The organism is Vibrio neptunius (assembly GCF_000967495.1).
GTDB lineage: Bacteria > Pseudomonadota > Gammaproteobacteria > Enterobacterales > Vibrionaceae > Vibrio > Vibrio neptunius.
Genome location: NZ_JXXU01000011.1, coordinates 151059 through 178031, shown reverse-complemented (window position 1 = coordinate 178031; position 26973 = coordinate 151059). Strand labels below are relative to the sequence as shown.

Genomic DNA, 26973 nt, shown 5'->3' with positions numbered 1-26973 from the left:
GAAAATTCCTTTAAATTATCCTTTGATTATCGCCATAAGAAGCAACTAATCAAGGTATGTCATTGTTTAACACACATTTTGACGTCTAATTAGCAATTAGGGACTACAACCCACAGCTATAAATCGTTACAGTATCGCCTATCAAACGTTATTGGTTTTATATATGTACCATCCGATTTCCACTTTTATCGGTTTGCGCTACCTACGCGGTCGTTCCGGTGATAGGTTCAGCCGTTTTGTCTCTTATATGTCTACCGCAGGTATCACGATTGGTGTGATGTCTTTGGTTACTGTGCTATCTGTCATGAATGGCTTTGAAGCACAGCTAAAAGGTCGAATTCTTGGTGTTTTACCACAGGCCATTGTTTCAGAGGCGGATGGTAAAACACTTTATACCGATCAAGCGCCTGATTTCGCTGTGGCACTATCGACAGCCGCGTCCCCACAGCCCATCGTTCAAAGTGAAGCTGTGATTCAAAGCTCGGACAATCTGTCTGCTGGTTTGCTAATCGGTATCACGCCTAGTGACAAAGACCCGATCCAGTCGCATTTGATTGCAGGTCGATTATCTTCCTTACAGCCTGGTAAGTATCAGGTGTTCATTGGCCATACTTTGGCGAGAGCAATGGATGTCTCGCTCGGCGATAAGGTACGTTTAATGGTCACCAATGCAAGTCAATTTACGCCACTTGGTCGAATTCCGAGCCAGCGGATTTTTACGGTAGCTGGAATTTACAACACAGGCTCCGATGTTGATGGTCAACTTATGTTGACTCATATTGACGATGCAGCGCGTTTACTGCGTTTCAAGCAGAACACCATCACTGGTTGGCGTTTGTTTTTCGATGATCCGTTTGTGGTGGCGGAGTTGAGTAAACAGCCATTATCTGAAGGTTGGCAATGGCAAGACTGGCGAGATCAACGAGGCGAATTATTTCAAGCTGTTCGAATGGAAAAAAATATGATGGGCTTGATGTTAGGATTAATTATTGGCGTTGCCGCCTTCAACATTATTTCCGCTTTGATTATGGTCGTGATGGAAAAACAGTCTGAAGTAGCGATTTTAAAAACTCAGGGAATGAAAGATAGACAAGTTCTGGCGATATTCATGGTTCAAGGGGCCAGTAGTGGTGTGATAGGCGCCCTATTTGGTGGTGTGTTAGGCGTGCTACTGGCGAGTAATATCAACGCACTACTTGAAAGTGCGGGCATTGCGTTGTTTGCTGTTGGCGGTGAACTACCGATTGTGATAAATCCTGCCCAAATCAGTGTCGTGGTTGCTCTGGCTATCTTACTCAGCCTTCTAGCAACACTTTTCCCTGCTTATCGTGCATCTTCCGTAAAACCAGCTGAGGCTTTGAGATATGAGTAACCTGCTTCAATGTCATAATATATGTAAAACATACCGCGAGGGTTCTCTTGATACTCAAGTACTCAAAGGGGTGAGTTTCGAACTGAAAAAAGGAGAGCTGGTATCGATTATTGGTTCTTCAGGATCAGGGAAGAGCACTTTGCTCCACATTTTAGGAGCGTTAGATGATACCACGCAGGGTGAAGTAACTTTCCTTGGCCAACATCTCTCTCATCTGAGTTCGAATAAACAAGCTAAGCTTCGCAACCAACATCTGGGTTTTGTTTATCAGTTTCATCACCTTTTGGCAGACTTCAGTGCCTTAGAGAACGTTGCCATGCCGCTACTTATTGGCGGAACTAAAGTCGCTAAGGCGAAAGAATCAGCAAAAGCGCTTCTGGACAAAGTTGGCTTGAGTCATCGTATTGATCATCGTCCGTCTGAGCTGTCTGGTGGTGAACGTCAACGTGTGGCTATTGCCCGCGCATTAGTGAACAACCCAGACTTAGTGCTAGCCGATGAGCCAACCGGCAATTTAGACCATAAGACTGCATTGGCCATCTACGACTTGATGCGCGAGCTCAATGAACAGTATGGAACCGCGTTTTTGGTGGTTACGCATGATGGAGAATTGGCGAGCAAAATGGATCGCCAACTGCATATGCAAGATGGCCTGTTGTTAAACATTGAGGAGGCGTAATTTGTTCTCTTCACTCTCCCTATTTATTGGTGGCCGTTTTAGCCGTGCCAAGCAGCGCAATAAAATGGTGTCGTTCATCTCACTGTCTTCGACGATTGGTATTGCAGTGGGAGTGGCGGTGATCATCATTGGCCTGTCGGCAATGAATGGATTCGAACGTGAACTCAAAGATCGTGTTCTGTCAGTTGTTGCTCATGGTGAGTTTGAAGGCGTTCGTGGACCACTGGAGGATTGGCAGTCTGTCGTTGAGCAAGCTGAAAAGCACCCACAAGTGGAAGCGGCAGCCCCATATGTAAAGATGACAGCGTTAGCTGAGAAAGGTTCGCAGCTTAAAGCGTTGGAAATCCGAGGTATTGAGCCCAAGCAAGAGTCAACGGTCTCCAATATGAGCCAATACATTGATGCAGATGTGTGGAAGCAGTTTAAAGCTGGTAAACAGCAGGCCATCTTAGGTCAAGGGGTTGCAGAGGTATTAGGCGTGTCTAAAGGGGATTATATCACCCTGATGATCCCAACGGCGGGGTCGACGACGAAGGTTCAGGCACCTAAACGTGTTCGTGTTAGAGTTGCCGGCCTGCTGAAGCTCAATGGACAGATTGACCATAACCTTGCTTTGGTTCCTCTGAAAGATGCTCAGCAATACGCAAAGTTAGGCGAAGCTGTGACAGGTGTATCGTTGAGAGTCTCTGATGTTTTGAATGCGACACAAATTGTGCGAGAGGCTGGTAATACACTCAATGTGTATGTCTATTTACGCAGTTGGCAGCAAAATTATGGTTTCTTGTATCGAGATATACAGCTCGTCAGAACAATTATGTATTTGGTGATGGTGCTGGTGATTGGTGTTGCTAGCTTCAATATTGTATCGACGTTGATGATGGCAGTGAAAGATCGTGCATCGGAAATTGCCATACTGAGGACGATGGGGGGAACCGATCGACTTATTCGACGGATTTTTGTCTGGCAAGGCGTTTTTTCAGGTGTATTGGGCAGTGTTGTGGGTAGTGTTGTAGGGGTTTTGATTGCTGCAAACCTTACTCAGCTCATCAAAGGATTAGAGAGCTTAATTGGTCATCAGTTTTTATCAGGGGATATTTACTTTGTTGATTTCCTTCCTTCGCAGATTAATCTTTCCGATGTTGCATTGGTCTCGGGAACGGCGATCATATTAAGCTTATTAGCTACTTGGTATCCTGCATCGCGAGCGAGTAAACTCAATCCTGCCACTGTACTCAGCGCGAAATAAAAGTGTTTAAATATTCAATAAAAAAGGACCGTTTCGGTCCTTTTTCACTATGAGTCGACAAGACAGTTACACAGCCTAGTCAGTCTTCCCGAAATCTTATTCACGCAACATTTACTTTTTAAGTAATCCGCCTAATCTAATTTTTCGTTGTTGCCAACTGCGGACAACAGAATATCTCCATAAAGCTTTGATTCCAAAATAGCCGGCAATTGCAGATACCAGGCCGCAAATCATGCAGCCAAGTAGAAAGGGAGGGCCTATAGTGCTCATTTGGTGAAGAATAAATTCCCATGACAACTCAAAATGAAAGGGTTGAGGAGGAATGTGCATAACCCAAGCCCCTACTTTATAAGCAAAATAGAACAGCACTGGCATAGTGATAGGATTACTTACCCAAACTAAAGCTACCGACAGAGGGAGATTAACGCCGCAAAGAATGGCCAAGCCAGCAGACATGATCATTTGGCTGGGTAATGGGACGAAAGCCATGAACAGGCCAACAGCAAATGCCCCAGACGCGGAACGGCGGTTGAGACACCATAGATTGGGGTTGTATAGCACGTTGCCAAAAACTTTGAGTGCTTTCTGACGCTTTATTACTTCATGGTCAGGCATAAAGCGTTTGATGAATTTTCTTGGCATAGGGAAATATGACTCTCTACTTAAATTACTGGACGCTTATCTCGTTCTCATTCCTTATATCAACCGCTCAGTTCTGGTGGTACATGCCATCATGGGAGTGGTTGTTTCCCTGTTTATTGGCCTTGATACTCAGTATAAGGTCAAAATCGCTAAGGTGGTGTGTTGGTCCTGTGTTCGCATGCCTGATAATCGTCATACACAGTCACCTTTTACGCCATCAGCGGGCAATGCTTTTCCAAGCAGGTCAGGATATTACCATAAATGCTGAGGTTGACAGCTTTTTTAAGCAAATAAGTCACGGGTTTCAAGGTGAAGCCGTGGTGAGATCAATCAATGGTGAAGAATTGCCCACTTTTGCCCAGCCGCGAATCTGGCTTGTCTCTCCTATTTTGCTTTCTCCCGGAGATCAGGTTGGGGCGAGAGTCAGGCTTAAGCCTATTGTGGGTATGCTCAATGATGTGGGCTTTGATGTCGAAAAGTACGCACTTCAGCGGCGTATAGTCGGTAGAGCTAACGTGGCAATCAAAACACCTTACCGGTTTCGTCATTCTGGTTCTATGCGCTACGAGTTGTACCAGAAAGTGTCTAAATCCGTGGAGTCTCTGTCGAGTAAAGGTTTGATTTTAGCACTGACATTTGGCGTACGAGATAGCCTCTCACTCGAACTGAAAGAGCAGCTCAAAGCGAGTGGCCTGAGTCATCTTATCGCGATATCAGGTCTGCATATCGGCATTGTTTTTTTTCTTGGTTGGTGCCTAGGAAAACTATTCCTCAGGCTTTTCCCTAATGGATTTACCGTTCCGTTCGTGATCGCGATAATATGCGCTTGTTGCTACGCTTGGTTAGCTGGTTTTTCTGTCCCGACTCAACGAGCATTGTGGACATGCTGTCTAGCCGCGTTGTTGACGATCTCTTTTAAACACCTCCCTGCAAGCTATAAATGGCTTCTTATTCTATCTTGGCTTTTACTGTTGGATCCGTTTACTGCCGCTTCTTCAGGTCTTTGGCTATCTATGTGGGCTGTTGCGATCATTTTGATGTTTTCTTCATTGCAAAGTCGGTCATCGTCAGCTTGGGTAAATGTCCTTAAACTGCAACTGGCTCTGGTTATAGGGATGACACCGATAGTCGCCATAGTATTTCAGGGCCTGAGTGTCGCCAGTTTTGTATACAACCTTATTTTTGTACCTTGGTTTAGCTTTGTCGTTGTGCCGTTAAGTTTATTGGCGTTGGTGGCAGATACTATGTTGAATGTATCAGTACTTTGGCATTGGGTTGATATCACTATCGCCCCCGTTATTTATGTACTGCCTTTCTCTGGCACTAGTTGGTTTCCATTAAGCCACTCCCTAGTCATCCTTTCCGTCGCGGGGCTGTTGTTGCTGTTGTCCTCTACTGTGCTTAGTCGCCACGGGAAAGCCCTATTTGTATTGTGTACGCTAGTGTACTTCGTTGATTGGAAAGATAAGCCCTTATGGCAGGTCTTTGTTTTAGATGTAGGCCATGGCCTGGCCATTATCGTAAAGCAAGGTTCGCAAGCTTTCATCTATGATACTGGAATAGCCTGGCAGGGGGGGAGTATTGCTGCCCAGGTGATTACGCCTTTTCTTCGGTATCACGGTGTGAGTAAGCTAGACATGCTAGTGATATCTCATACCGATAGTGATCACGCAGGTGGCCTAGAGATGTTGTTGCGTGACTGGCAACCAGAACGTCTAATGGCTAGCCAAAAACTGACTCGAGCTCAAATGTGTTCAAAAGGAAATATCCTCACGTGGGGCCAGTTAACATTAGAGTTTTTGTGGCCAGTTGAATCGGTACGCCGGGCTTACAACCCTCATTCGTGTGTAGTGAGAGTGTCACATCCGGAATACAAGCAATCGATTTTGTTGCCTGGAGATATTGAGGCGATTGTTGAATGGCTTCTTGTAAGGGAACCCAAAGCTCTTCGCAGTGACATTTTGATTGTTCCACATCACGGTAGTAAAACGTCATCCACGCCTAGGTTTATTGAAGTGGTGAGCCCGAAGGTTGCCATCGCCTCATCGGCATTAAATGGGAAGTGGCGATTGCCCGATCCTAATGTGGTGGCACGTTATACTGGTCGAGGCGTGCAATGGTTTGATACGGGAGAAGACGGTCAAGTTAGTATTAGTTTCTATGCAAACCATTGGAAAATTGATGCCATGAGAGAGTGGAAAGGGCTGGCTTGGTATAGGCAGATGCTACGGAAGGGAGTAGAATAGTACGATTATTGTAAGAAAAAATAAGCAGTTCTATGTCTCTTAATCAAGATGAAACAACCTTGCAGACTTTCAAGCGTCTCTGGACCTATGTTCGTCTTTACAAAGCTGGTCTCGCTGTTGCCGTCGTTGCTCTCATTATTAATGCGGTTGCCGATACATATATGGTGTCGCTACTCAAACCTTTGCTTGATGAAGGCTTTGGGGATAGCGAATCTAATTTTCTTCGCGTTTTGCCTTTCATTGTGTTTGGCATGATGGTTGTTAGAGGGTTGAGTGGATTTGTTTCTTCCTATTGTTTGAGTTGGGTGTCAGGTAACGTTGTGATGCTGATGCGTCGACGTATTTTTAGCCAATTCATGCACATGCCAGTGTCCTATTTTGATAAAGAATCCACAGGTGGGTTGCTGTCTAGGATTACTTACGATTCGGAACAGGTAGCGGGTGCGACCAGTCGTGCATTGGTGAGTATTGTACGCGAAGGCGCAAGTATTATTGGTCTACTCGTTCTGATGTTCTGGCACAGTTGGCAGCTTTCATTAGTCCTTTTCATCGTAGCACCTTTAGTGGCTTGGGCAATTGGGGTTGTGTCGAAGCGTTTCCGCAAGATCTCTAAGAGTATGCAGGATACTATGGGGCATGTGACTGCCTCTGCTGAGCAAATGCTAAAAGGGCACAAAGTCGTACTAAGCTATGGCGGTCAGAACGTTGAACGTCAGCGTTTTGATCACGTGAGCAACCAGATGCGTCAGCAGTCGATGAAGTTAGTCGCTGCACAAGCTATTGCTAACCCAGTGATTCAGATCATCGCTTCTATCGCTTTAGTTGTGGTGCTGTTCTTGGCGAGTGTGGACTCAATCAAAGAACATTTAACGCCCGGTACCTTTACTGTTGTGTTCTCTGCGATGTTTGGCCTATTGCGTCCATTGAAAGCTCTGACTAACGTTACGTCTGAGTTTCAGCGTGGTATGGCGGCGAGTCAGACTTTGTTTGCACTAATGGACCTAGAAACCGAGCAAGATAACGGTAAGTACGAAGCGAAGGCTGTTCGGGGTGACGTTGTCGTTAAAGACGTCACATTTACCTATCAAGATAAAGAATCACCAGCGCTGCGTAATGTCAGCTTTGATATACCAAGAGGGAAGACAGTTGCGCTTGTCGGTCGTTCGGGTTCCGGTAAAAGTACGATAGCCAATTTATTTACTCGATTCTACGACGTTGATTCAGGTAGCATCGAGCTTGATGGACACGATGTGCGTGACTACAAACTGACCAATCTTCGCAGTCATTTCGCTTTAGTGTCGCAAAATGTCCACCTATTTAACGATACCATTGCCAATAATATCGCCTATGCCGCTACGGATGAATACAGCCGAGAGCAGATTGAAAAAGCTGCTCGGTTGGCTTATGCGATGGACTTTATCGACAACATGGAACAAGGCCTAGATACTGTTATTGGCGAAAATGGCACCAGCTTATCTGGAGGTCAGCGCCAACGAATCGCTATCGCACGCGCTTTACTGCGAGATGCGCCAGTTTTGATTCTGGATGAGGCAACGTCTGCACTCGATACCGAATCTGAAAAAGCGATTCAATCTGCGTTGGATGAGTTACAGAAAAATAAAACGGTACTCGTTATTGCGCACAGGCTATCGACGATTGAAAGCGCCGATGAAATTTTGGTGGTTGATGAAGGTGAAATCGTTGAGCGTGGGGACCACAGCACTTTGATTGAGAAAAATGGTGCCTATGCACAGTTGCACCGAATACAGTTTGGTGCTTAAGCTGTGATTGAAAAAATCTGGTTTGAAAATCATCCTCTACGCTATGCTCTGTGGCCATTACTGTGGCCGCTTAGTTTGGCGTTTGGAATGATCAGTCGTTCAAGACGGCGAGCATTCATGTCTGGTAGCAAAGCCAGTTACCAAGCACCTGTCCCCGTTATTGTGGTCGGAAATATTACCGCAGGCGGTAATGGAAAGACTCCTGTCGTCATTTGGCTGGTGGAGCAACTACAATCCCTGGGGTACAAGCCAGGTGTGGTGTCTCGTGGATATGGTGCCAAAGCGCCGAGCTATCCACTCATTGTTGAAGAACACACACCGACCAAGCATTGTGGTGATGAGCCCAAGTTGATTTTCAAACGTACACAAGCACCCGTTTCGGTGTCTCCGGTACGCAGTGATGCTGTCAAAGCCTTGTTACCTCTTGGCGTTGACATTGTTATTACCGATGACGGCCTACAGCACTATGCACTCCGAAGAGACATTGAAATCGTCGTGGTGGACGGTAACCGTCGCTTTGGTAGTGAAAAATTGATACCACTTGGGCCCTTACGTGAGGCGCCCAGTCGGTTGAACGAGGTCGATTTCATCATAACTAACGGTGGACGAGCTCACGAGAATGAAGCGGCTATGACTTTGACACCTAGCTTGGCAGTGAATCTAAAAACCAGAGACAAAACTCCAGTTAGTGAGCTTGAACAGCTGGTGGCGATGGCGGGTATTGGTCATCCACCAAGGTTTTTTAAGACATTGGAAAAACTTGGCGCGAGAACAGTCGTCACTCAAGGTTTTCCCGATCATAAAGACTTTGAACCGTCAGAGTTGCAAACCTTGGCTAGCCGTGGACAACATCTGATTATGACAGAAAAAGATGCAGTAAAATGTGCGAGTTATGCAGAAGAAAATTGGTGGTACTTACCAGTAACTGCTAGCTTTAGTCCCGAAGATGAGACGCGCATTTTAAGTAAGATTAAAGAGGTTAAAGAAAAATATGGACCACCGACTGCTTGAGATCGTCGCTTGCCCAGTATGTAAAGGTAAGCTTACCTTCGATAAAGATAAACAAGAGCTGATCTGTAAGTTGGATCGTCTCGCCTACCCGATTAAAGAGGGCATTCCGGTTCTCCTCGAGCCTGAAGCGCGCCACATGAGTATGGAAGAGGGACGATAATGGCCTTTACCGTCGTTATACCTGCACGCTATCAGTCGACACGTTTGCCGGGTAAGCCACTCGCCGACATCAGTGGTAAACCAATGATTCAATGGGTCTACGAACAATCATTGCAGGCAGGCGCAGAGAAAGTGATTGTCGCAACCGATGATGAGCGTGTTGTGAATGCCGTCAAGAAGTTCGGTGGCGAGGTTTGTATGACCTCTGCTGACCATGATTCTGGCACAGAACGCTTAGCGGAAGTTGTCGAACTCATGGGCATTCCTGAAGATCATGTGATCGTTAATGTGCAGGGCGATGAGCCGCTGATCCCGCCTGCGATTATTACGCAGGTCGCAAATAATCTAGCGAATAGCCAAGCTCCTATGGCAACGCTAGCGGTTGAAATATCCCATGAAGACGAGGTGTTCAACCCGAACGCGGTTAAAGTGCTGACAGATAAAGACGGTTATGCGATGTACTTTAGTCGAGCGACTATCCCTTGGGATCGAGACCATTTTGCCAATGGCGGTAAAGTGATTGCCCAACCATTGATGCGCCACATCGGTATCTATGCTTATCGCGCTGGATTTGTGAATACTTATATAAACTGGGCGCCAACGGCCTTAGAGAAAATCGAAAGATTAGAGCAACTTCGAGTGCTGTGGTACGGTGAAAAAATTCATGTTGAGGTGGCGGAGCAGGTTCCACCTGCTGGCGTTGATACACTAGAAGACTTAGAAGCAGTGAGAAAGCTCGTTGCCAATCAATAAAAAAGGCCCGTTAGGGCCTTTTTTTTCTATATCTTGCCATCGTAGTCATTGCGTTTTGGACATGTACCGAGAATCTCGCGTCGTCCTGACTCTTTAACTTCTTCTAAAATGACGTCGAATCCCCATAGCCGGTACAGATGCTTCAGCACTTCGTCATAGCTATTATCGAGCGGAATACGATCATGTGGGACATATTGAAGAGTCAGTGAGCGGTCACCTCGCACATCAACATTAAACACTTGAATATTAGGCTCTAAACTACTGAGATTGTATTGACCAGCAAGCTTCTCTCGGATGCTCCGGTAACCGATATCATTGTGGATCGCCGTGACTTCGATATAGTTTTTCCTGTCGTCGTCAGTAATGGCAAAGAGTTTAAAGTCACGCATTAGCTTAGGAGAGAGGTATTGGCTGATGAAGCTTTCATCCTTAAAATTTTTCATCGCAAAATGAACGGCTTCCAACCAATCGGTGCCCGCTAGCTCTGGGAACCACTCTTTGTCTTCATCCGTCGGCTCTTCACAAATCCTACGAATATCCCGGAACATTGCAAACCCAAGTGCATAAGGGTTGATTCCGCTGAAGTAAGGACTGTTGTAAGCAGGCTGCGCAACAACGCTGGTATGGCTGTGTAGAAACTCAAGAATGAAACGTTCGGTCACCAATCCTTCATCGTACATATGGTTGAGGATGGTGTAGTGCCAAAATGTCGCCCAACCTTCGTTCATTACCTGAGTTTGTTTTTGAGGGTAGAAGTACTGACTGATTTTACGCACGATACGTACTATTTCTCGTTGCCATGACTCAAGTAGCGGCGCATGCTTTTCAATGAAATATAAAATATTTTCCTGAGGCTCAGAAGGGAAACGAACCTTTGCTTCTTCTTGTTCAACTTTACCTTTAGGGACGGTTCTCCATAGATCGTTCACTTGGGATTGGAGATAAGCTTCTCGTTCCTCCTGACGCATTTTCTCTTCTGCGATGGAGATCTTCTCTGGGCGTTTATATCGGTCTACGCCAAAGTTCATCAAAGCGTGGCAGGAATCCAGGAGCTCCTCCACCTCTTTGACGCCATATTTCTGCTCGCAATCTGCAATGTATTTTTTGGCAAACAATAGATAATCAATGATAGAGCTGGCGTCGGTCCAGGTTTGGAACAGATAATTGCCCTTAAAAAATGAGTTGTGGCCATAACAGGCGTGTGCCATTACCAATGCCTGCATGGTGACCGTATTCTCTTCCATCAGGTATGCGATACAAGGATCGGAATTGATAACGATCTCATAGGCTAAACCCATTTGACCGTGTTTGTAGCCTTGTTCGGTCTGAATAAACTTTTTGCCAAATGACCAGTGATTGTAATTGATTGGCATACCAATGCTTGAGTAGGCATCCATCATTTGTTCGGAAGTAATGACTTCGATCTGGTTTGGATAAGTATCTAAACGATAGAGCTCAGCCACTCGCTTGATTTCAATGTGATAACGTTCGAGAAGATCAAATGTCCAATCTGGGCCATCTGGCAGCGTCTTCTTCTTGGTTGCCTTTTTCGTTTTCGTTGCCATAGCAGCCTCCCTAAGCGGTTTCTTTTTTGAATAGCTCTCGGAATACTGGGAATATGTCTTCAACACTACGAATGTTTTTCATTGCGAAGTTGTCAAAGGCATCTTCCAGCTTCTCGTACTCATGCCATAGGGTCTGATGAGAGCGGCGAGTGATTTCGATGTAGGAGTAGTACTGACAATTGGGTAATAGGTTTTTGGTGAGTAACTCACGACAACGTGGAGAATCATCGGCCCAGTTATCGCCGTCGGACGCTTGCGCCGCATAAATATTCCATTCACCGACAGGATAGCGATCTTCAACGATTTCCTTCATTAGTTTTAGAGCGCTTGAAACGATAGTACCGCCCGTTTCTTGTGAGTAGAAGAACTCATGTTCGTCTACTTCTTTTGCTTGAGTGTGATGGCGAATGAATACAACATCAACGTTCTCGTAAGTGCGGGTTAAGAATAAGTAGAGGAGTACGTAGAAACGCTTGGCGATATCTTTTGTTGCTTGATCCATCGACCCTGATACATCCATCAAACAAAACATGACAGCTTGACTGGATGGAATAGGGCGGCGTTCGTAGTTTTTAAATCTTAAGTCGAAGGTATCGATGAAGGGAACTGTGTCGATCTTTCTTCTAAGGTCCTTAATCTCCTTTTTGAGTCTTTTTTCTTCTAGTAGCTGAGCTGGCTCACTCATTTTTACTTGATCGAGCTCTTCTTCCAATTCTCTCAACATACGTTTTTTACCCGCGGTCATCGCTGTTCGACGTGCGAGAGATTGCTGTAGAGACTTTACAATGGCGATGTTAGCGGGCACACCTGCGGTTTGATAACCAGCGCGGTGAGTTTTCCACTCTGTAATTTTGTTGATTTGACTTTTTTCTAAATTCGGCAGCTCTAAGTCTTCGAACAGGATATCCAGATACTCATCTTTTGAAATCTGAAAAACAAATTCATCTTGGCCTTCGCCATCTGGGCTAGCGTCGCCTTCACCGGATCCGCCACCTTGGCCTCCGCCTTTTGGACGTTCGATTTTATCACCAGTAATAAACTGATCGTTACCAGGGTGGACTCGCTCTTTCATCCCCCCTTTCCCTTGGTGAAAAATAGGCTCTTTGATGTCTTTATGAGGAATAGCGACATCCTCGCCAGTTTCTGTATTCGTGATTGAACGGCGATTGACTGCGTCTGCGACAGATTCTTTGATTTGTTCTTTATGACGACGTAAGAAACGCTGACGGTTTACCGCGCTCTTATTCTTCCCGTTCAGTCGTCGGTCAATAAATTGCGCCATGAGTCACCCCTCTTGTGGTACATGCACTTATTAAGCGCATGCATCTTGTTCGCATCCAATCTCCTGCCAAAGATTCACTCTGGCAGGTAATTCATTGGCTTTCCTCTCTCGTTCAGAGGAAGGTTGTTTTAGCTATTAAGATGATTTACGTACGCGTAAATACCATTCCGATAGCAAGCGGACTTGCTTCTCGGTATAGCCTTTCTCCATCATACGAGCGACAAAGTCGTCGTGTTTCTTCTGATCCTCAGAAGAGGTTTTCGCATTGAAGGAGATAACGGGTAATAGTTCTTCCGTATTTGAGAACATTTTTTTCTCAATCACAGTACGGAGCTTTTCATAACTAGTCCAAACTGGGTTTTGCCCATTGTTATTAGCACGCGCACGAAGAACAAAGTTGACTATCTCATTACGAAAATCTTTAGGGTTACTGATGCCTGCTGTTTTTTCTATTTTCTCAAGCTCGTTGTTTAACGCTGAACGGTCAAATAGCTGGCCTGTCTCTGGGTCACGATATTCCTGATCTTGAATCCAGAAATCAGCGTACGTGACGTAGCGGTCAAAGATGTTTTGACCGTATTCAGAGTAAGACTCAAGGTAAGCGGTTTGAATTTCTTTTCCGATGAACTCGACGTAGCGCGGAACCAAATAGCCCTTCAAAAATTCCAAATACTTCTCGGCGGTTTCCTGAGGGAACTGCTCACGTTCGATTTGTTGCTCAATAACGTAGAACAAGTGAACTGGGTTTGCTGCGACTTCGGTTTGATCGAAGTTGAACACTCGAGACAAGATCTTAAACGCGAAACGGGTGGATAGACCCGACATACCTTCATCAACGCCAGCGAAATCTCGATATTCTTGGTAACTTTTCGCTTTAGGGTCGGTATCTTTCAGAGTTTCACCGTCGTAAACGCGCATCTTGGAGAAAATAGATGAGTTTTCAGGTTCTTTAAGGCGCGACAGAATACTGAATTGGGACAACAGCTCCAGCGTGCTGGGAGAGCACGGTGCTTTTGCCAGTTCAGAGTGATCCAATAGTTTTTGGTAGATCTTCACTTCTTCTGCAACTCGCAAACAGTAAGGCACTTTGACGATGTAAACGCGGTCGAGGAAGGCTTCATTGTTCTTGTTATTGCGGAAAGTTTGCCATTCTGACTCGTTTGAGTGAGCCAGTATCATACCATCGAAAGGCAAGGCTGAAAGGCCTTCGGTACCGTTGTAATTACCTTCTTGAGTTGCGGTTAATAAAGGATGGAGCACTTTTATTGGTGCCTTAAACATCTCAACGAATTCCATCAAACCTTGGTTTGCACGGCACAGGGCACCTGAGTAGCTGTATGCATCTGGGTCGTCCTGAGAATAATGCTCAAGCTGACGAATATCGACTTTACCCACCAATGAGGAAATGTCTTGGTTGTTCTCATCTCCCGGTTCTGTTTTCGCAATGGCGACCTGATCCAAAATAGAAGGACGAACTTTCACGACTTTAAACTTAGTAATGTCGCCACCGAACTCATGGAGACGCTTAGCTGCCCATGGCGACATAATCGAACGTAAATAGCGCTTCTCGATGTCGTATTCTCGTTTGAGCAGTTCGCCATCTTCACCGACGTCGAACAAGCAGAATGGGTGGTCGTTTACTGGGCTTCGTTCACCGTTTGCAGAGAGCACGTAAATAGGCACCTGTTGCATAAGCGCCTTGAGCTTTTCAGCCAGCGAAGATTTACCGCCGCCCACAGGTCCTAGTAAATAAAGGATCTGTTTACGTTCTTCTAAACCTTGTGCTGCGTGTTTTAGGTAGGAAACGATTTGTTCAATCGCTTCTTCCATACCGTAAAAATCTTTAAAGGTTTCGTATCGGGAAATGACCCGATTTGAAAAAATTCGGCTTAAGCATGGATCTTGCGCAGTATCGATTAGCTCTGGTTCGCCGATAGCCATCAGCAAACGCTCTGCAGCATTAGCGTAAGCACTTTTATCATCTTTACATAGCGTCAAGAATTCCTGTAAAGATAATTCTTCATCCTTGGCAGCTTCGTAGCGCGCTTGGTAATGGTCGAAAATACTCATAATGAATTCCCCTCTGAACCTGTCTTTGTAGACAATCAACCCGCATAGAAAAAACAAATCCTTTCCTAGTTAAGACTAGTTGGTTTTTAGAATTCTGCTTAAAAAATATGTGTTTATTTGCAAATTGTGATGTTTGACCGATTGTCGTCTATTGGCTGAATTTGAGCGGTTCAAAGTGCAAATAAGTTGATATCTTCAGTATGAATGTGTTTTCTTACTGGTATAGTTAATGCTCATAAAAACAGGTGATTAATCGGTTAGAGAGACATTGTTTTAAGGTGTGCTATTCCATATAATGTGTTCAGATGTCAATCCCTACCATAACTTAGGTGCGAAAATTGAAAACCTCTTGGCTTAAACTCGTAATGACCACGGCTTTGCTCACCTCTCCGGTTGTTAATGCAAAGATTTCTCAATGGTCTTTGGGTGTCGCAGCTTCTTATTCTCCTGCTGTGTACAAAGATACGCCGTCTAATGAAACGGTGATCCCTTTAGTGGGTTATGAAGGTGAACACTTGTTTTTGCGTGGCTTTAGTGCTGGCTATCGTTGGTTCCCCGCTGGTTCGCCACAAAACATCATCTTCCGCATAGCTTATGACCCAAGAACGTTAAAACCGAGTGATTCTGATAACCGTGCTATCCAGCAAATGGACCAACGCAAAGCCACGGTTCTAGGTGGAGTCAGCTACCAGTTAATTACGTTAGCGGGTGTACTTGAGGCTACCGCTGGTACAGATCTAGCCGGCAGGCATAATGGTCTATACGCTGAAGCTGCTTGGCGGTTACCTTTTCGTCAAAAAGGGTGGGGAGTAACTCCTTCCATTGGATATGCGTACAACAGTGACAAAATCAATGACCACTTATACGGTGTCAGTGAGGCAGAAGCGGCACGAGCACAGATATATGACGAGACTTTTAGGGCATTTGAAGCAGATTGGGATGGCCAGTATTTCATTGGTGTTTCTGCTTATGTGCATATTACGCCGAGTGTTCGATTTACGGGTGGAGTTCGCTATACCAACCTAGAAGGAGCGATTGAAAGCTCCCCACTTATTGAAAGTGGTGTGTCAACGTCCGCTAACATTGGTATCGCTTACGTATTTTGATGAAAGAGAGTAGGAGTAAAAAAGGGTTACTTTTGCGTAACCCTTTTTAGTGTTTTGCGTAATGGCTACGCATTGAAAATTTGTTTCAGTTCGGTGTTGCACAGATGGTACTGACGAGGGCAGGCACGCCAAGTGTTTAGCATACGTCGGTACTTCTCTAGCATGGGCATCTGGGCGTTAAAATGATGGTCAGCTTTGTCAAACTGTGGGTATAAACCTTCAGAGTCGACAAGGAATCGTACGTAATTAACATGCTGGGCTTCTGTGGCAATGTCGAATCCCAAGAACATCAGGCGGCGTTGATCGACGTCGGCTTGTTCCGTTTGAGATAGCATTTTGCACGACTCTTGCATTGCGTGGAACATTTCCATTATATCAATAATTTCTCGACACTCTGTTTCTTGTAAACAGCCAAATTCTTTATCTAGCTCTCGAATCTGAAGCCCGTAGCCGCGTTCAACGATCGTTTGTAAACGACGGTATTTTGCCGCATTTTCTGGGTCCATTTGAGACATCAAATAGTACTGGTTAGATAGGATCAAGCGCTGAGCGTTGGTCATTTCCATAGTGGCCTCACTAAAACAATCTAATACATCTTTAATGTGCTTAGGTTATCTTTTCATTACGCACTGAAACATGATCTCAACACATGTTTATCGTTAAAAATGTAAAGAAATTTCAGTTTGAATAATCACTTCTTGTGGTAGTGGTTATAGATGTAATCACGGTCGGAGAAAACTCGCAACCACTCCGGTTTGAACACCGCAAACATTGCCATCGTCATCCCGTTGAGCAAGCCTTCTGGGAAAGCCAGCAGAGGAATAAACACCATATAATTGTCGAATATGGTGAGCCAATCGTGGGTACCCTGAACAATATGGTATATAGAGTTAATGGTGAGGTGAACACTGCCTGTAAAAGCCCCGTTGAAGAATCCGGCAATGAAGATGAATACAAAGATGTTCCTCGGTAAGTATTGATAACTCAGCAGAAAAACAGCGTAGCTGATTAATATAGGAATCAAGCAGGAGAAAAGAATGTATTCTGGCAATTGGCTGAAGGTTAACTGGCCGAAAGAGGCAAGCAATAACGAAACGACGATTGAAAGCGCGTAAGCACTTCGCCAGCCATACATTAACGTTACGGACGTCAAGGCTAAAAAGTGGATGGATAAACCTTCTTTAACACCTGCTTGTGCTGACCACAAAGCGAACAGAGCAAAGATAGCTGCAAATGTAAGGTGTTGAAAGCCTCGTTCTGCCATGAGTTTTGGAAGTAATACTCGCAATACGTCTTTCCATATAAAACTCATTGAGAGCAGTATAACGAGTAATGCGAAGAGTTCGGAAAGCAGCACAATAGCCTCTCAAAAAAATACCAACCTCGGTCCGGTTGGTATTTTTTCTGAAATGTTCGCCAGATGGTATCAATATTTTACATTTGAGTGATACTGCTCAAGGATCGAGACGATATTGTCCATGGTTTCTTTCGACGGTGGATTGACGCCTTCCAGAGGATAATCCAGACCGAGCGCTTCCCATTTGTGGGCTCCCAACTTGTGATATGGTAACAGTTCAAGCTTTTCAATATTGTCCATATCTTTGATGAACTCGCCAAGCATATGCGCAGATTCATCATCATCAGTATATCCGGGTACTACGACGTAGCGAATCCAAGTCTTTTGTCCGATACGGTGCAAGTAGCGGGCAAAGTCTATGGTGCGTCGATTAGATACACCGATAAAGTCATGGTGAACCTCATCTTTCATGTGTTTTAGATCAAGCATCACCAGGTCTGTCGCCTCAAGCACTTCATCGATGACCTCAGTGTGTTTGCGAATGTAGCCATTCGTGTCGAGGCAAGTGTGGATACCTTCTGCTTTGGCAGAGCGAAAGAAATCGCGCACAAACTCGGGCTGTAGCATCGCTTCACCACCTGAACAAGTGACTCCACCGCCAGAAGCATTCATAAAGTGACGATAGCTTTTGGCTTCGTTAATGATTTCTTCAACGGTCACTTCCTTACCACCATGAGTGTCCCACGTATCGCGATTGTGACAATACATGCATCGCATTAAACATCCCTGCATAAAGACAATAAACCGAATTCCTGGGCCATCAACTGTTCCACAGGACTCGAAAGAATGGATACGACCGGTTGCTGACATGTGCACATCTCTAATTAGTGATTTGTTCGTTATTTTATTACAAAAAGTAGGGTTTAAATAGCATTTCAGGTTTTTATACTCAAGATTTTACTGACTAATAAAAAAAGCGCACATAGACTAAAATGTATGTTATAAAAATGTTGCCAAATAAGGTTTTTATAATAATTAATAAACAAACTGGCTAGGCAAGTTTTAGTTGCATCCGACTGATGTTTAAGGATTTCTTATGGATATGCTTGCGCTATCACAAAAACAGAAAGTCACACTGTTTTTAATTGTACTGACAATGGGATTTGTCATGCTCGCAGTGTTTACCTCTTCTAGACTCACTCAAATGAGTGAACAGTATCATTCCAGCGGTGATGTCTCTTCTGGTTCCATTTCAATTTATCAGACCCAAAGTAAAATTCTGACCTTGAGTAGCGAGTTGGACAACCTAGAGGGCGCTCAGGTTGCGAAGGCAAAACAAGATATCAGCGATATTGTAGAAGCGGTTACCAATGATGTTGCTTTTCTCAATGTTTTAAATCTAAAGAGTTATTCCACAGGATTGAAGCAAAGTATCGGAGACTTTCAAGCGGCAGTTAATCCTTGGTTAGAGCTCAAGCAAGAACTCGGTTTTAACATCGACGAGGGTAAGTTGGGGGAGTTAAAAAAGCTCGCTAATATTATCGAACAGAAAATTGCTGAAACTGGGATGGTGACGCTCAACTCTGATTTTCAGGCCATGGTTAAATCACAGCAGAATTATTTACTCCAACCGAACGAAGAAAATCTGAAACTGTTCAATCGTGCCATGGGGGCTTTTGAAAGTATGTCCAACGTTTATGCCATGTTGGATTTATATGAAAAAGAGATAGAGCAATACAAAGCGACATTCGTTCGAGTGAGTGAGCTTTCTAAGGAATTGGGTAGTGTTGAACAGCAGCTAATTTCAACCAAAATGCAGTTGACCCAACTGATTGCGGCAGTAACAAGCGAGCTGAGTGGAATCAGTTCGCAGTATCAGCTTTCTGCTGAGAAGTCCTCAGAGCAAACATTATGGTCCATCTTAGTCGCCTGTATTGTTCTGGCTGTGTTGACCATTGCCATTTTCATTATGCAGAGTACCTCCCTGTCGCGCTCTCTGAACAAGACTCGTGAGATTTTGCACAATGTATCGGCTGGTGACTTGTCGAAACGTATGACATTGACGGCAAACCGCAATGACGAATTCAACCAATTGGCGCTCAGCATTAATGATAGTTGTGAAAATTTGGGTGAACTGGTCTCAGGTGTACAATCCAGCGGTCAGGCTTTGTCTGGAAATGCTGTCGAACTTAATCAAGGTCTCGACAGGTTGGCTCATCATCAGTCTGAAGTGTTGGGGCAGACTCAGGTATTAGCTTCAGCGACAGAAGAAGTGAGTGTGACGACACAAGAGGTGTCCAATTCACTGGAATTTGTATCAGAAATAAGCCGCTCCTCTACGGAATCGGCAGAGAAAGGGGCGCAAATTATTGGAGCAGCGATTGGTTCGCTTGAAGAGGTGAGTACTATACTCACATCTGCGGCGGGGCATATTCAGCAGTTGGAAGAAGCATCTTCGAAAGTTGACTCGGTGATGGATATTATTAATGGTATCGCCGAGCAAACCAACCTTTTGGCTTTGAATGCGGCGATTGAAGCGGCACGAGCAGGTGAGCAGGGGCGTGGATTCGCTGTCGTGGCAGATGAAGTCCGTAGTTTGGCGGTGAGAACCGTGGATGCAGTAGCTGAGATTTCTGAAACCATAGACACGATGAAGAAAGAAAGTTCTGAAGTTATCCAGTACATTGGTCAATCTGAAACATCGATGCGAACCGGGCAGGAAAAAGGTCATGAGGCGATGCAGGCACTACGTACTATTACAGAAAAGGCCGATGAAGCTTCTCATCAGACTGATGTCATCTTTGCTTCCATCAAAGAGTTGGCAACGACCAGCCAATCAATGGCTGACAGCATGACTCAGATTTCGAGTGCCATGAAAGAACTAGAAGAAAACAATGAACAACTGCGTTCCATCAGTCAGGTAGTAGAACAAAGGGCTGGCAGCCTGAACAGTGACTGCCAGAGGTTTACTATTTAGAAGAATGCATACAATGCGAGGCCACCCGTTCCGTACATTGAATCTTTTGCTTCTTTGTAGTCAGGAGTTTTTGCTGTCGCTGTAATGGTCGCGCCAAAATGTTGGTTATACCAAGCAAAGCCGGCCACTGCGCTGGCTTGCTTTTCTTCTAGCGTCACATCATAGATGCTCGGGTTTTCACCGTTGCGTTGAGCATAATCAACGACACCCGGCCGGTCCCCTTCAATGGTAATATCGTTAAATCGATAGCGAGCTTCAATACCCCCAAAGATAAACCAACCAGCTTGTGACGCCCCCAGCATACCTGCGCGGAATGGGTTTTCATTATCAATGTTTGCGGCTCCCATACTTCCTGCCAAGTCCTTGCCCCAACGGAGCATAAAGCCCGTTGAAACATCACTGCGGAAGTTGCCGGCATTCACTTCAGAAACGTTTGAGATTTCCAAATCGGTATTAGCAATGGCTCGATCGCGCCAAAGATTGAAGTGACTAAGGTAGCCAAGGCTGCCGACAAACTCATCGTCTACCTGATAGGCCCAGCCGCGAGGTTCGTCGGAACCGGTAATACCGTGGACGATATCTTGTGCTTGGTCGGCAAGTGAACTCTCACCTGTTGTACCCAATGTCAGATTGAAACGCTGTGCCTGCTGAGGATGAAGACTGATGTAGTTAAACTCAGCGTGCAGGTATCCTGCATAAGGCCTATCATTGATTATTGGTGTGGTGGCCTCAATATCGGACGGTGTATACATTTTATGGCCAAGTGTGAATTCGTATTTGTCTAGAGAAGCGCCCCCCCAGAATGATAAGCTCATTGGGTTGGTTAACCAGTTGGGAGTAATAGCGCCAGAGGTATAGGTGAGAAACAGTCCGTTGGTATAATCCTGATCGACACCAAATACGCCATCATTGTCAATTGAGAACGAGACAGTCGAGCGCTCGGAAGCAACAGCAGTTGAGGCCAACAATATCAAGGGAAGAGTGCGTAATAGGTTCATTTAAATACATCATTTCTGAATGGAGTCTAGATATTACTCCATATCTTATTCATCAGAGAGCAAAGAAACAAAATTGAAATATAAATGTGGCTTGAGTCTAACTTTTGTTTTGCTTGGCAATAAAAAAGCCCCGCTCAATGAAGCGGGGCTTTCAAGTCAATCAAGCGATCTTATAGTGATTCGGTGAAAGTACGTGCGATAACGTCTTGCTGCTGCTCTGCCGTTAGAGAGTTAAAACGTACAGCGTAACCAGAAACACGAATAGTGAGCTGCGGGTATTTCTCTGGGTGCTTAACAGCGTCTTCTAGAGTATCGCGGTTAAGTACGTTGACGTTTAGATGCTGACCACCTTCGATACCTGCTTCGTGGTGGAAGTAACCATCCATCAGACCAGCAAGGTTAGCACGCTGTGAAGTCTCTTCCTTACCCAGTGCGTTTGGCACGATAGAGAAGGTATAAGAAATACCGTCTTTCGCGTGAGCAAATGGTAGTTTACCTACAGATGTTAGAGATGCTACAGCACCTTTCTCATCACGGCCGTGCATTGGGTTTGCACCTGGAGCAAACGGAGCACCTGCGCGACGACCGTCTGGTGTATTACCTGTTTTCTTACCGTATACAACGTTAGATGTAATCGTAAGGATAGACTGAGTAGGAACAGCATCGCGGTAAGTGTTAAGCTTACGGATCTTGTTCATGAACACTTCTACTAGCTCACAAGCAATGTCATCTACACGAGCATCGTTGTTACCAAATTTAGGGTAATCGCCCTCGATTTCGAAGTCGATTGCAACACCATCTTCATCACGGATCGGTTTCACTTTCGCATGTTTAATTGCAGATAGTGAGTCAGCCGCGATAGATAGACCTGCAATACCACAAGCCATGGTGCGGTAAACGTCACGATCATGTAGAGCCATAAGCGCAGACTCGTAAGAGTACTTGTCGTGCATGAAGTGGATGCTGTTTAGGGCAGCAACATACTGCTTCGCTAGCCAATCCATGAAGTGGTCTAGGTTGTTCCACACTTCGTCGAAGTCTAGTACTTCTGAAGTGATCTTAGGCATTTCTGGACCAACTTGCATCTTCAGCTTCTCATCAACACCACCGTTGATTGCATAAAGCATAGTTTTCGCAAGGTTAGCACGAGCACCGAAGAACTGCATTTGCTTACCAACAACCATTGGAGATACACAACAAGCGATTGCGTAGTCGTCTGACTCCATGTCTGGGCGCATTAGATCGTCATTTTCGTACTGGATTGAAGAAGTATCGATAGAGACTTTCGCACAGAACTTCTTGAAGCCTTCTGGCAGCTGCTCAGACCATAGAACAGTGATGTTCGGCTCTGGAGAAGGACCCATAGTGTATAGAGAGTTTAGGAAACGGAAGTTAGTACGAGTCACTAGCGTACGACCGTCAAGACCCATACCACCCATAGATTCTGTTGCCCAAATTGGGTCGCCAGAGAATAGGTCATCGTACTCAGGAGTACGTAGGAAACGAACCATACGCAGTTTCATTACGAAGTGGTCGATCATTTCCTGAGCTTGTTCTTCAGTGATCTTACCTGCAGCGATATCACGCTCGATGAAGATATCTAGGAACGTAGAAGTACGACCTAGAGACATAGCCGCGCCGTTTTGAGACTTAACAGCAGCTAGGTAACCGAAGTAAGTCCACTGGATAGCTTCTTGAGCAGTTTCAGCAGGACGAGAGATGTCACAACCGTATTTCTCAGCCATCACTTTCATTTGGCCAAGTGCACGGTGCTGCTCAGCGATTTCTTCACGAAGCTGCATAGTCATTTGAAGATCTTCGCCATTCTCAAATTTCTCTTGTAGAGAAGCGAATTGAGCTAGCTTGTCTTTAATTAGGAAGTCGATACCGTATAGAGCTACACGACGGTAGTCACCAATGATACGACCACGACCGTACGCATCTGGAAGACCAGTCAGAACACCAGATTTACGACATTTTAGGATGTCTGGAGTGTAGATATCGAAAACACCCGCGTTGTGTGTTTTACGGTAATCTGTGTAGATTTCTTTGATCTTAGGATCAAGTTCACGACCGTAAACCTTGCAAGAACCTTCCACCATACGAATACCACCGTTAGGGATGATAGCGCGTTTTAGCGGGGCGTCAGTTTGAAGACCAACGATCGTTTCTAGATCTTTGTTGATGTAGCCTGCATCGTGAGCAGTGATGGTAGAGATAACTGAAGTATCAAAATCAACAGGTGCGTGAGTCGCGTTTTCCTGTTTGATACCTTCCATTACCTTTTCCCAAAGCTTATTCGTTGCTTCAGTACCTTCAGAAACAAGGAAAGATTCGTCGCCTTCATAAGGTGCATAGTTCTTTTGAATGAAATCACGAACGTTTACTTCGTTTTGCCAGTCACCCTCAGCAAAACCTTCCCAAGCTTTAGCAAATTGCTCTGCCATGACATACCTACCTTTTTAGTAGAAAAAACACGTACCTTTCTAACTATTGAGCTCGTTAGTTTTCCTTTTCAGGAGCGGTACACTCTTAATGAATAACAATATGTATAGTCTCTAAAATCGATTTATGAGCGTGTTTTAAACTATAAATATTGCCACTAAGTTTTTGATGATTTCTTATTAACTTGGTTTCAAGGTTAAACTAAAAAAAAGTTGCAAACCTTAAACTAAATCAATAAATCCTCAATAAAGTTGATAAAAAGAGGGTGACATAGCTTGCCACCCACAAATTATTTTAATTTCTACAGCCAGGCTTTAATGCCGTATTGACCTTCAAGCATACCGACCGCCAACATGGCAATCAGACAAATAACCAGTACGCCAACTGGAATGATGATTTTATCGACGAAAGACAAGCGAGCTGCGCGTTCTTTATCACCAATCAAGCCATTATTATCCAGCAGCATAGTTAAGGCCCAAGCAAGTACGGGGTTAACGACAGCGGAACCAAAGATACAAATGCCAGCTGCTTGGGAATCTTTCGAGTCTTTCACCATCTGCATGCCGGCTTCAAGTAGAGGTAACGATACACCAACTAATAATGCGACACGCATGACAGGTGGCCACACTGCGATGTCCATAGGGAAACCAAGGATAGCGATGATCATCACTAATAGACCAAGAAGGATTGCACCGCCTGGGATAGGGCGCTTCGCAATTGCTGCCGGGATCATGTAAGTGCCCCATGATGAGGTAATATTACCGCCACCCACGGCAGTACCCACCATCTGACGAACAGAACACATGGTCATGGTGTCATCCACGTCCATCAGTACTTTTTCCGTCTTCTTAGGATAGTTTAGTTCTTGGAAGATACGATGACCTAAGAAATCAGGTGACCACATGGCGACAGCGAGAATGGCGAAAGGTAGTGATGCAATAAAGTGCTCCATGTTTGGTAGCCCAAGCATCCAGCCTTCTTCAGTACTGCCCCACCAGTAAACTGGGTTCAGGTTCGGTAAGCCTGTTTCTGTAACGAACTTAATGTCGAAGCCAGCCCCGAGCACGAGTGCAATCGCTAAGCCTGTAAATGCACAGACGGGAATAGCAAGCCAACGTTTATTCACTTTTGCCAAGAACGCATAAAGCGCAATGGTGACGGCCAAGACAATCAGGCCTACATAACCCATGCTACCCGCAGCAATTGTGTCTGATTGAAGACCTACAGCCCAAGCTTGGATGGAGTTTATCTGACTCATCGTACCGGTGAGGCCTAAGAATATCAGCAATCCACCTGCAGTACCTTGTGATGTGAGGTTAACTAACTTGGACCCACCTTTCAGGAAGCTGAGCAGTAGACCGAAAATACCGATCAGGATAGCCAAGGCAAGAGGGTGTGCGCCAGCTAATGCGATGGTGCCGATAAGAGGGATCATTGGCCCGTGGTTACCTGCGAGGTTTGCTTTCGGGTTGATAAAACCAGATGCCAATACACAGAATAGAAGGGCTGGGATGAGCATTTCTACTCGTGCCACCTCAATGGCGAAGTCTTTGCCTAGGTTGATGTGATCCCAAGCTGCGGTCAGGCCCTCAGCCCAAGACATCATTACCGCTGAGTACATTGCGATAATGCCGATAGTCCCAGCTAGTGCGGGTACTAAGTCTTCGAGCTCGAAACGGAAGTCACGACCGGGTAAGTTTAAACCGAAGCGACGAGGCTTCATGATCTGAAGTTCATGATCTAGATAATCTGAACGGCTCTCAAATTCGGAAGCTGGACGGTGCAGCTCACGATAGCTCTTGTTTTCGATATCCGAATCAGAGTGCGACTTATTGACTGCGTCTGACATAGATTCCTCATAATTCTAAAAGTTAATGATTCTTCGAAGAGTCGCCGTTAGTTATTGTGGTTTGGCGATCTTATAAAAACCTGACTCAGCGTCCTGCATTTTGGTCCTTGAGCTATCGTCTGTAGAGCGTCTTTCACGTGCTTAAGCATAGACGATAGAAAAGACAAAAATTTGCTTATTGAGGCTTTTATCTTTGACGCGAGTGTAACTCGCCCCCCTAAAGGAGTGATTGATTTAGATCACTTTATGAAAGAATGTGAAAGAAAACTACACAGCTAAGGCCGTATAAGCGAGTCGTTGAAATATAAAGTGAAAATTATTTTCACATTGTGAGTTTTATAACTTCTGTTTGGAGGGACAAGCGAGATCGAATGGACACTATTGAGAGAATTGTTGAGATAGATCTGGTTTTTATAAAAATGTTAAATTGCCACATCGATAGATAATATGTTTGTTAAAATGATTTATGCGTATTATGGAGCGAATTACTCTATAAAATGAATGTTTAGTCATATAAAGTGGCTATATATCCCTAAATTGAAGGTTAATAATTTGTTGCATGTTAGTCTGGGGAGTGCTAGTTTGTAGCAAAATGTGGGTGGAACCCAGCAATTCGCCGGCGATAAAGCCGTTTGTTAAGTCGGCAATTATAATAAAAACAGGGAGTATTAGCGCATGAATGATGTACCGGCGCTGGACATTAAGGAACTGCACAAAACATTCGGACAAAATGAAGTCCTTAAAGGTATCTCGCTTGAGGCACACAAAGGTGATGTTATCTCCATTATTGGTTCATCAGGTTCAGGTAAAAGTACCTTCCTAAGATGTATCAACCTTCTTGAAACACCGACTGAAGGTGAAATTTGGGTTAATGGTGAGTTGATCCAAATGAAAAACAATCGCCTCGGTGAGGCCGTTCCTGCCAACGAAAGACAAGTACAGCGTATCCGTTCCAGACTTGCAATGGTATTCCAAGGTTTCAACCTCTGGTCTCATATGACGGTGCTTGAAAATGTTATAGAGGCCCCTGTGCATGTGTTAGGCGTACCAAAAGCTCAGGCTTTGGAAAACGCTGAATTGTTGCTCAAGAAAGTAGGACTTTATGAGCGTAAAGATTACTACCCAGGACACTTATCTGGTGGACAGCAACAACGTGCAGCGATTGCGCGTGCATTGGCTGTCGACCCCGAAGTTATGCTATTCGATGAGCCTACCTCTGCACTTGATCCTGAGTTGGTCGGTGAAGTGTTAGGTGTAATGCGAGATCTCGCTGAAGAAGGTCGAACTATGCTAGTTGTAACGCATGAAATGGCGTTTGCACGCGATGTTTCTAACCACGTCATGTTCTTGCACCAAGGTCTAGTGGAAGAGCAGGGAGACCCTGCTAAGCTCTTCACTAATCCGGACTCAGAACGTCTGCAGCAGTTCATCTCATCTATTTATTAAGCTTGCACTTAAACGAGTTAAAGACAGACACAATTTATAAGATAAAAAT

The 26973-nt window shown here is 44.9% G+C and carries 21 protein-coding genes; 11 read left to right on the top strand and 10 right to left on the bottom strand.

From position 1 onward, the window contains the following. The first annotated feature begins 163 nt into the window (after nucleotides 1-163). Genes lolC through lolE form a run of 3 tightly spaced genes read left to right on the top strand, consistent with a single transcriptional unit; the run spans nucleotide 164 to nucleotide 3297 of the window. A complete protein-coding gene (lolC, locus tag TW84_RS04945) occupies nucleotides 164-1372 on the top strand; it encodes a lipoprotein-releasing ABC transporter permease subunit LolC (protein WP_045974560.1) in 1209 nt (402 codons plus the stop codon). Further along, nucleotides 1365-2051: a lipoprotein-releasing ABC transporter ATP-binding protein LolD gene (gene lolD, locus TW84_RS04940; RefSeq protein ID WP_045974559.1), complete on the top strand. Its 687-nt coding sequence runs from the start codon at nucleotides 1365-1367 to the stop codon at nucleotides 2049-2051. The genes lolC and lolD overlap by 8 nt, the downstream gene beginning before the upstream one ends. A gap of 1 nt (nucleotide 2052) precedes the next feature. Beyond that, nucleotides 2053-3297 (top strand): lipoprotein-releasing ABC transporter permease subunit LolE, encoded by a 1245-nt coding sequence (gene lolE / locus TW84_RS04935; RefSeq protein WP_045974558.1) that lies wholly within the window; start codon nucleotides 2053-2055, stop codon nucleotides 3295-3297. A gap of 111 nt (nucleotides 3298-3408) precedes the next feature. Here lolE and TW84_RS04930 read toward each other — a convergent pair whose 3' ends face one another. After that, nucleotides 3409-3939 carry a DUF2062 domain-containing protein gene (locus TW84_RS04930; protein ID WP_045974557.1) on the bottom strand — a complete coding sequence of 177 codons (531 nt, stop codon included), beginning with the start codon at nucleotides 3937-3939 and terminating at the stop codon, nucleotides 3409-3411. Nucleotides 3940-3947: 8 nt separating this feature from the next. On the opposite strand from TW84_RS04930, the gene TW84_RS04925 reads away from it, so the two are divergent. Genes TW84_RS04925 through kdsB form a run of 5 tightly spaced genes read left to right on the top strand, consistent with a single transcriptional unit; the run spans nucleotide 3948 to nucleotide 9889 of the window. Then, entirely contained in the window at nucleotides 3948-6185 is a 2238-nt protein-coding gene (locus TW84_RS04925; protein WP_052707885.1) for a DNA internalization-related competence protein ComEC/Rec2, read from the top strand. 32 nt (nucleotides 6186-6217) lie between these two features. After that, nucleotides 6218-7966 carry a lipid A ABC transporter ATP-binding protein/permease MsbA gene (msbA, locus tag TW84_RS04920; protein WP_045974556.1) on the top strand — a complete coding sequence of 583 codons (1749 nt, stop codon included), beginning with the start codon at nucleotides 6218-6220 and terminating at the stop codon, nucleotides 7964-7966. Between the two features lie 3 nt (nucleotides 7967-7969). Further along, complete coding sequence (lpxK, locus tag TW84_RS04915; protein ID WP_045974555.1) at nucleotides 7970-8977, top strand: tetraacyldisaccharide 4'-kinase; 1008 nt, start codon at nucleotides 7970-7972, stop codon at nucleotides 8975-8977. After that, nucleotides 8958-9137, top strand: a complete 180-nt coding sequence (locus TW84_RS04910; RefSeq protein ID WP_038229582.1) for a Trm112 family protein — start codon at nucleotides 8958-8960, stop codon at nucleotides 9135-9137. The genes lpxK and TW84_RS04910 overlap by 20 nt, the downstream gene beginning before the upstream one ends. Then, a complete protein-coding gene (kdsB, locus tag TW84_RS04905; RefSeq protein ID WP_045974554.1) occupies nucleotides 9137-9889 on the top strand; it encodes a 3-deoxy-manno-octulosonate cytidylyltransferase in 753 nt (250 codons plus the stop codon). The genes TW84_RS04910 and kdsB overlap by 1 nt, the downstream gene beginning before the upstream one ends. A gap of 26 nt (nucleotides 9890-9915) precedes the next feature. Here the strand turns inward: kdsB and TW84_RS04900 are convergent, their stop codons facing one another. The 3 genes from TW84_RS04900 to TW84_RS04890 all read right to left on the bottom strand — a co-directional run bounded on the left by TW84_RS04900 (nucleotide 9916) and on the right by TW84_RS04890 (nucleotide 14806). Further along, entirely contained in the window at nucleotides 9916-11454 is a 1539-nt protein-coding gene (locus TW84_RS04900; RefSeq protein ID WP_045974553.1) for a SpoVR family protein, read from the bottom strand. A 10-nt stretch (nucleotides 11455-11464) separates the two neighbouring features. After that, nucleotides 11465-12736: a YeaH/YhbH family protein gene (locus tag TW84_RS04895; protein WP_045974552.1), complete on the bottom strand. Its 1272-nt coding sequence runs from the start codon at nucleotides 12734-12736 to the stop codon at nucleotides 11465-11467. A gap of 135 nt (nucleotides 12737-12871) precedes the next feature. Beyond that, nucleotides 12872-14806: a PrkA family serine protein kinase gene (locus TW84_RS04890; protein ID WP_045974551.1), complete on the bottom strand. Its 1935-nt coding sequence runs from the start codon at nucleotides 14804-14806 to the stop codon at nucleotides 12872-12874. 338 nt (nucleotides 14807-15144) lie between these two features. Here TW84_RS04890 and TW84_RS04885 point away from each other — a divergent pair, with 338 nt between their 5' ends. Next, a complete protein-coding gene (locus TW84_RS04885; protein WP_045974550.1) occupies nucleotides 15145-15912 on the top strand; it encodes a MipA/OmpV family protein in 768 nt (255 codons plus the stop codon). A 65-nt stretch (nucleotides 15913-15977) separates the two neighbouring features. Here the strand turns inward: TW84_RS04885 and TW84_RS04880 are convergent, their stop codons facing one another. The 3 genes from TW84_RS04880 to pflA all read right to left on the bottom strand — a co-directional run bounded on the left by TW84_RS04880 (nucleotide 15978) and on the right by pflA (nucleotide 18079). Next, entirely contained in the window at nucleotides 15978-16478 is a 501-nt protein-coding gene (locus TW84_RS04880) for a YfbU family protein (RefSeq protein ID WP_045974549.1), read from the bottom strand. 125 nt (nucleotides 16479-16603) lie between these two features. Further along, nucleotides 16604-17269 carry an energy-coupling factor ABC transporter permease gene (locus TW84_RS04875; RefSeq protein ID WP_045974548.1) on the bottom strand — a complete coding sequence of 222 codons (666 nt, stop codon included), beginning with the start codon at nucleotides 17267-17269 and terminating at the stop codon, nucleotides 16604-16606. Between the two features lie 69 nt (nucleotides 17270-17338). Next, nucleotides 17339-18079, bottom strand: a complete 741-nt coding sequence (gene pflA / locus TW84_RS04870; protein WP_045974547.1) for a pyruvate formate lyase 1-activating protein — start codon at nucleotides 18077-18079, stop codon at nucleotides 17339-17341. A 226-nt stretch (nucleotides 18080-18305) separates the two neighbouring features. On the opposite strand from pflA, the gene TW84_RS04865 reads away from it, so the two are divergent. Further along, complete coding sequence (locus tag TW84_RS04865; protein WP_045974546.1) at nucleotides 18306-20186, top strand: methyl-accepting chemotaxis protein; 1881 nt, start codon at nucleotides 18306-18308, stop codon at nucleotides 20184-20186. On the opposite strand, the gene TW84_RS04860 is transcribed toward TW84_RS04865, so the two are convergent. The 3 genes from TW84_RS04860 to TW84_RS04850 all read right to left on the bottom strand — a co-directional run bounded on the left by TW84_RS04860 (nucleotide 20183) and on the right by TW84_RS04850 (nucleotide 25478). Further along, on the bottom strand, nucleotides 20183-21184 hold the full coding sequence (locus TW84_RS04860; protein WP_045974545.1) for a lipid A deacylase LpxR family protein: 1002 nt from the start codon (nucleotides 21182-21184) through the stop codon (nucleotides 20183-20185). The genes TW84_RS04865 and TW84_RS04860 overlap by 4 nt on opposite strands. A gap of 170 nt (nucleotides 21185-21354) precedes the next feature. Beyond that, the gene (gene pflB / locus TW84_RS04855) at nucleotides 21355-23631 is read right to left on the bottom strand and encodes a formate C-acetyltransferase (RefSeq protein WP_045974544.1); all 2277 of its coding nucleotides are present in this window, start codon (nucleotides 23629-23631) and stop codon (nucleotides 21355-21357) included. A gap of 299 nt (nucleotides 23632-23930) precedes the next feature. Next, nucleotides 23931-25478, bottom strand: a complete 1548-nt coding sequence (locus TW84_RS04850; protein WP_045974543.1) for a DUF3360 family protein — start codon at nucleotides 25476-25478, stop codon at nucleotides 23931-23933. A 675-nt stretch (nucleotides 25479-26153) separates the two neighbouring features. Between TW84_RS04850 and TW84_RS04845 the strand changes: the two genes are divergently transcribed. Continuing rightward, the gene (locus TW84_RS04845; RefSeq protein ID WP_045974542.1) at nucleotides 26154-26924 is read left to right on the top strand and encodes an ABC transporter ATP-binding protein; all 771 of its coding nucleotides are present in this window, start codon (nucleotides 26154-26156) and stop codon (nucleotides 26922-26924) included. The last annotated feature ends 49 nt before the right edge of the window (nucleotides 26925-26973 follow it).